General features: G+C 45.2%; 3 protein-coding genes, 8 tRNA genes and 1 rRNA gene. 10 read left to right on the top strand and 2 right to left on the bottom strand.

Annotated elements, in window-relative coordinates; genetic code table 11:
• Positions 1-21: 21 nt before the first annotated feature.
• From rrf to I8U18_RS17310, 9 genes are all read left to right on the top strand, one after another.
• A 5S ribosomal RNA gene (gene rrf / locus I8U18_RS17350) occupies positions 22-136 on the top strand.
• Positions 137-323: 187 nt separating this feature from the next.
• Positions 324-408, top strand: a tRNA-Tyr gene (locus I8U18_RS17345).
• A gap of 11 nt (positions 409-419) precedes the next feature.
• Positions 420-495, top strand: a tRNA-Lys gene (locus I8U18_RS17340).
• Positions 496-501: 6 nt separating this feature from the next.
• Positions 502-587: transfer RNA gene (locus I8U18_RS17335), tRNA-Leu, on the top strand.
• Positions 588-591: 4 nt separating this feature from the next.
• Positions 592-665, top strand: a tRNA-Gly gene (locus tag I8U18_RS17330).
• Positions 666-668: 3 nt separating this feature from the next.
• Positions 669-743: transfer RNA gene (locus tag I8U18_RS17325), tRNA-Asn, on the top strand.
• Between the two features lie 6 nt (positions 744-749).
• A tRNA-Thr gene (locus I8U18_RS17320) sits at positions 750-825 on the top strand.
• Between the two features lie 26 nt (positions 826-851).
• Positions 852-927, top strand: a tRNA-His gene (locus I8U18_RS17315).
• 5 nt (positions 928-932) lie between these two features.
• Positions 933-1,007 (top strand) — tRNA-Gly (locus tag I8U18_RS17310).
• Positions 1,008-1,330: 323 nt separating this feature from the next.
• Here I8U18_RS17310 and I8U18_RS17305 read toward each other — a convergent pair.
• Positions 1,331-2,086 (bottom strand): class I SAM-dependent methyltransferase, encoded by a 756-nt coding sequence (locus tag I8U18_RS17305; protein WP_033101278.1) that lies wholly within the window; start codon positions 2,084-2,086, stop codon positions 1,331-1,333.
• A gap of 542 nt (positions 2,087-2,628) precedes the next feature.
• Here I8U18_RS17305 and I8U18_RS17300 point away from each other — a divergent pair.
• Complete coding sequence (locus tag I8U18_RS17300; RefSeq protein WP_198065170.1) at positions 2,629-3,393, top strand: hypothetical protein; 765 nt, start codon at positions 2,629-2,631, stop codon at positions 3,391-3,393.
• Between the two features lie 134 nt (positions 3,394-3,527).
• Here I8U18_RS17300 and I8U18_RS17295 read toward each other — a convergent pair whose 3' ends face one another.
• Positions 3,528-4,973, bottom strand: a complete 1,446-nt coding sequence (locus I8U18_RS17295; protein ID WP_198056605.1) for an NAD(P)/FAD-dependent oxidoreductase — start codon at positions 4,971-4,973, stop codon at positions 3,528-3,530.
• Positions 4,974-5,434 lie beyond the last annotated feature (461 nt).

Here is a 5,434-nt window from a genome sequence, read left to right as displayed (position 1 = left end):
TCTTCCAGGGCACGCCACCTGTCTGGTGATGATAGCGGAGGGGATCCACCCGTTCCCATCCCGAACACGGAAGTTAAGCCCTCCAGCGCCGATGGTACTCGGGGTTCACCCCTGGGAGAGTAGGTCGTTGCCAGGCACAAAAAAAACCCATCTCAATCGAGATGGGTTTTTTTGTGATCAATTAAATGGTTCTTTGTGAATGCCGGAAGGTTTGCTTCGCAGGATCAGAATGCCGGTTTTCATCGAGTATCGAAAAAAATACTTGCTTTTTTTTATCCAATATGTTAACATTAAGATCTGTGAAAGAGATAATTGAGCGTTTTGGAGGGATACCAAAGTGGCCAACTGGGGCGGACTGTAAATCCGCTGGCATTGCCTTCGTAGGTTCGAATCCTACTCCCTCCACCAGTTCAAATTTTGAGCCATTAGCTCAGTTGGTAGAGCACCTGACTTTTAATCAGGGTGTCGAAGGTTCGAGTCCTTCATGGCTCACCATGGTTTGCGGTCGTGGTGGAATTGGCAGACACGCTATCTTGAGGGGGTAGTGGCCCCTGGCCGTGCGAGTTCGAGTCTCGCCGACCGCACCAATAAGCGGGTGTAGTTCAGTGGTAGAACATCGGCCTTCCAAGCCGAATGCGAGGGTTCGATTCCCTTCACCCGCTCCATGTTCCTCAGTAGCTCAATGGTAGAGCACCCGGCTGTTAACCGGTAGGTTGCAGGTTCGAGTCCTGCCTGAGGAGCCAGAAAATGCTTCCTTAGCTCAGTTGGCAGAGCGCTTCCATGGTAAGGAAGAGGTCACCAGTTCGAGCCTGGTAGGAAGCTCCACTGTTCTTAAAAAATTTTTGTTGATGGCGGTCGTGGCGAAGTGGTTAACGCACCGGATTGTGGCTCCGGCATTCGTGGGTTCGATTCCCACCGATCGCCCCATTAGTGCGGAAGTGGCTCAGGGGTAGAGCATCGCCTTGCCAAGGCGAGGGTCGCGGGTTCGAATCCCGTCTTCCGCTCCAATCAATCGTTAAGAGGAGAATGCCGATTGGTGTTCTCCTCTTTTTTCGTGCGCCCGGCATGGGCACAGTCTGTGGGGTGAAAGATGTACCCGGAAGGCGATATTCTCCCTGCTGGAATGGAATGACATAATTCAAGTTAGAAATGAAATTATAAAAGAGGGGTATCTGTCGGAATAGCCTGAGGCCATTGACAAACCCAGCGGTTTATTTCTTCTGGGTTTGTCAATGGATTTTAAAAAAAGGAGAAAATAGAAGTTGTATAAAATTTGATCAAACTATCTACAGGACAAGAGCCACCTATCGGATGAATCGGGTAGATCCTATTATTTCACAGCAATCAAGTGCAGTTCAGCAAAATCATTGATGATGCTGGCTTCGGAATCGCGGTTTAACTCCGTTTCCAATCTTTCCACCCCTGCCTGATAGTCTTTTTCATCAATTAACGTCAATACAGAAATATCCCGATTGCGAGTATGTTGCATACATTCGGTCAACGGCATAGAAGTCATTCTATAACGGATGTCCAGTTCAACTTGAAAACCTCTTACGGATAATTCACGATAAATCAGATCTTTTGGCCAAAATCTCTTCAAATCCTCAAAATACGCTGAAGGGAAGTATTGATACACCCACCATTGCCGCATTTCATGGATGGAGATGTTGTGCATCTTGTACATGCCGTTTTTCTTCAATATACGAGTGACCTCATCCAGTACCCTCGATTTTTCAGCGAAATGATGAAAAGCATAATGGTTCACTATTACATCAAAGCTCTCCGGTTCGTATGGCATTTCTTCAGCCAATCCTTGAATCAGCCGGACGTTTGGAACCCTCCTTTTCGCTTGATTCAACATGGCTTGCGATGCATCTAACCCGTACCATTCAACCGACACCGATGCAAAGGCATGTAATTGTTTTTGCAAATATAATCCCGTACCGCATGCTAAGTCCAAAACGCGAAATTCTCGATCAGGATGCTGAGCAAAATATCGCTTCAAGTTCTCATCAGGTCCGATTTGTCGTCGGTATGGATTTTGGTCATATCGGTCTGCAATCCGAGAATAATCTGTCACTTTCATCTGGTTTCACCTCGCTTTTTTAACCAATTCAATAGTGCCTTCTCGATTGGAGTGGGATTTTGACTCTGTTCTAAACTAATTTTTTTGACACACAAGATTGTCATCCTGCTTTCTTTGTCAGCAGTCTCGGGACTAACCATCAAAATAGCCCCTTCGCTCTTTCTTCTTCCGCCTCACAGAAATAAGCACTTCTTTTTCCTACACTCACTCGCCGAATCATACCGCATTTTCGAGCATCTATTTGGCCATAGTACAAGGAATCAACTAAATGTATTTTTGATGGGATGATATTGCCTGAAAATCCGAAACTTCATCAAACAACGGACTTTGCCTGTTTGGCGAAGTCAAGGTTTAAGGAGTATGAAGACGCGATATGACCTGCTCGTCAGACTTAAATGAACCACCGTATGTTGGGTGTATTTAGTGAAACAAAATTTGTACAAATTATGAATTGTATTTTTTTGGGGCTTATATAATAAATCTCAGAGAAGGAAAATTGAAACAGTTGTGGAAAGATATTATCACAAAAGGAGGGATACATAATGGTAAAAAAATCGAAACCATTGTTGTCTGTGTTGTTTGCTGTCTTCTTGTTGGCATTTAGTGTGTTTCCGGCCGTTTCGTCTGCTGCGGCAGTCAATGTGAACTTGGATGCGCAGTTGAAACTCTTTGCCAAAGCAAACCTTTTAAATGTGGTTAAAGTTAAGGCGGATTGCGATTCAATCGTGCTGAAAGTCACTGTGAAAAGCTTGGCAAAATTATTGGCCGTTGTGGGGACTGATCTGAAAGCGACGGTTCCTTACGAGATTTACGAGCTTCCAAACAAGGAAGCCGACATCAGCCAGGGAAAACTGGTGAAATCCGGAGTCTTCGAGCCTGGTCAAGGAGATAAAGAGTTTAAAATCGAATATCATCCCAAAGCAAGTGCTTATTATGTAGTCAAAGTGAAACTGTTGGTTGGTGCGCATCTCGTCGGTCAGGTTGTTCTTGTTAATGTCGACCTGGGAGTGAAATGCCAAAATCCCGGTCAGCCTGGCCAACCTGGTGGCGGTGATCAACCAGGAGGGAACAATCCTGGTGGAAACAATCCAGGAGGAAACAATCCGGGAGGGAACAATCCTGGTGGAAACCAACCGGGTACGAACAATCCGGGAGGTGGCAGCCATCAACCCCCGCAAGGAGGACAACTGCCCAAAACTGCGACTGAGTATCCGATCAATATGGTATTTGCACTTGTTGCCATTTTGTTAGGGGTCGCTCTCTATATTCTGTCTGTTCGCAATAAAGGGAAAAGCATCCCTGTTTAGATTCTAAACTTCGAATCGTTCCCGTTAATTGGAACCCGGGTCTCCGGTTACTCCATTGCCGGGAACCATAAAGCAACACGATAATACGAAAAACACCTCCTGATGGTAATTCCATTCGGAGGTGTTTTCATTTATTATTCGCCTTTTTTCATTTTGGTGATAATGGAGCGGGCAATCCAGACGCCACATGCACTTGCCTGAGCAAGTCCTCTGGTGATTCCGGCTCCGTCTCCCCCTAAATAGAGTCCGGAAATTTCCGATTCAAAGTGTTCATTCAGTTTTGGACGGGCAGAGTAGAATTTTGCTTCTACTCCGTAAAACAGTGTGTGTTCCGATGCGATCCCTGGCGTTACCTTATCCAATGCCTCAACCATTTCAATCAGGCTTTTCATCGTGTTGTAGGGGAGGACCAGACCAAGGTCTCCCGGAACGGCTTCTTTCAAAGTGGGAGTGATAAATCCTTCTTTTATTCTCTTTGGAGTTGAACGTCTTCCTTTCAGTATATCGCCGTATTTTTGGACAATGACGCTGCCGTTGGAGAGCTGATTGGCCAAACGTGACACTTCATGGGCGTATTCGGTCGGCTGATCAAAGGGATCATCGAATTTATGGGAAACGAGTAGTGCGAAATTTGTATTTTCGCTGCCGAGTTTGGGATCTTTGTACGCATGACCGTTTGCCAGCATGATGCCAGAATGGTTTTCGACGACAACATGACCGGATGGGTTGCTGCAAAAAGTGCGAACCCGGGTTCCGACTGAGGTATTAAAAATAAATTTGCCTTCATACAAATGCTGGTTAATCTCTTCCATGACAATGTTGCTTGTTTCTACCCGGACACCGATATCCACCTGGTTGGCAGACATTTTCACACGACGCTTCCGCAAAAGTTTTGCCAGCCAGGCTGAACCATCGCGCCCGGGCACTATCACGATCTGTTTGGAAAAAATTTGTGTTCCGTCCTTTAACTCGACTCCCACCGCATGATGTCTGCCTTCGATTCGCTCCGTGATGAGATCGAGAACTTCCGTCTTATACATCATGTCGATTTTGCCATTCAGATATTCGTAAATGCTGGCCAGGATCTTAAGGTTTTGTTCTGTTCCGAGATGGCGGACTTGTGCCCGGAGGAGTTTGAGGCCGGCGGAATAAGCCCGTTTTTCGATTTCCTTGACTTTTTCGGTCAAGGGGTCGGTAATCGTGTCAGTGGCGCCGTGTTGCAAATTGATTTGATCTACATAGTGGATTAAGTCGAGTACAGTATCCGTTGAGAGGTAATCGGTCATCCATCCGCCAAATTCGCTGGTGATATTAAATTTCCCATCAGAATAAGCTCCTGCTCCTCCAAACCCGTTGGTGATGGAACAAGCGGGTACACATCCGGCGAAGTCTTTTTTGCCCGCTGGAGGAGGGCATTTTTGAATTTTTTTCTGTAAAATAGGACAATTTCGCGAATAGATGTCGTGCCCCTTATCGATCAACAGGACTTTGGCCTCCGGCATTTTTAAACTAAGCTCGTAACAGGTGAAAATTCCTGCAGGTCCGGCACCGACGACGATGACGTCATATTTCGTTTTCATTCGGATCCCTCCATAGTGGCATGGATGTTCTATCCTTAACTTTGGCTTTTTTCGAAAGAAAAACTTGACTTCTCATCTCCTGCAAAACCCTAGATACTATATCAAACCAAAAAACAGAAATCAATGGGTATCTGTAAAAAACACGAATAATATTTTGGAATACGTGTAGGATCGTTCGTTTATTTTGACTGGAGACAGGAATACAGAGAGCATTTCGATGGGGAGAACCGTCTTTGTAACATTTCTTGAAAGTAAGATGTGGAAAAGAGATTGGTTTTATTAAAAAAAGTGTTGACACCTTTATTTTATCTTGTTATTATCTATTTTGTCGCTGCGAAACGCGGTTGAGAAAAAAGAATTTCGATGTGTTCCTTGAAAACTAAAGAGTGAAGCATGACCTGTTGATTCTTTTTGAGCTTAAATCTTTATCGGAGAGTTTGATCCTGGCTCAGGATGAACGC

The organism is Thermoactinomyces sp. CICC 10522, from assembly GCF_016055075.1.
GTDB classification, from domain to species: Bacteria; Bacillota; Bacilli; order Thermoactinomycetales; family Thermoactinomycetaceae; genus Thermoactinomyces_A; species Thermoactinomyces_A daqus.
The sequence above is the reverse complement of the archived record's forward strand: the minus strand, read 5'-3'. Positions and strand labels throughout refer to the sequence as shown.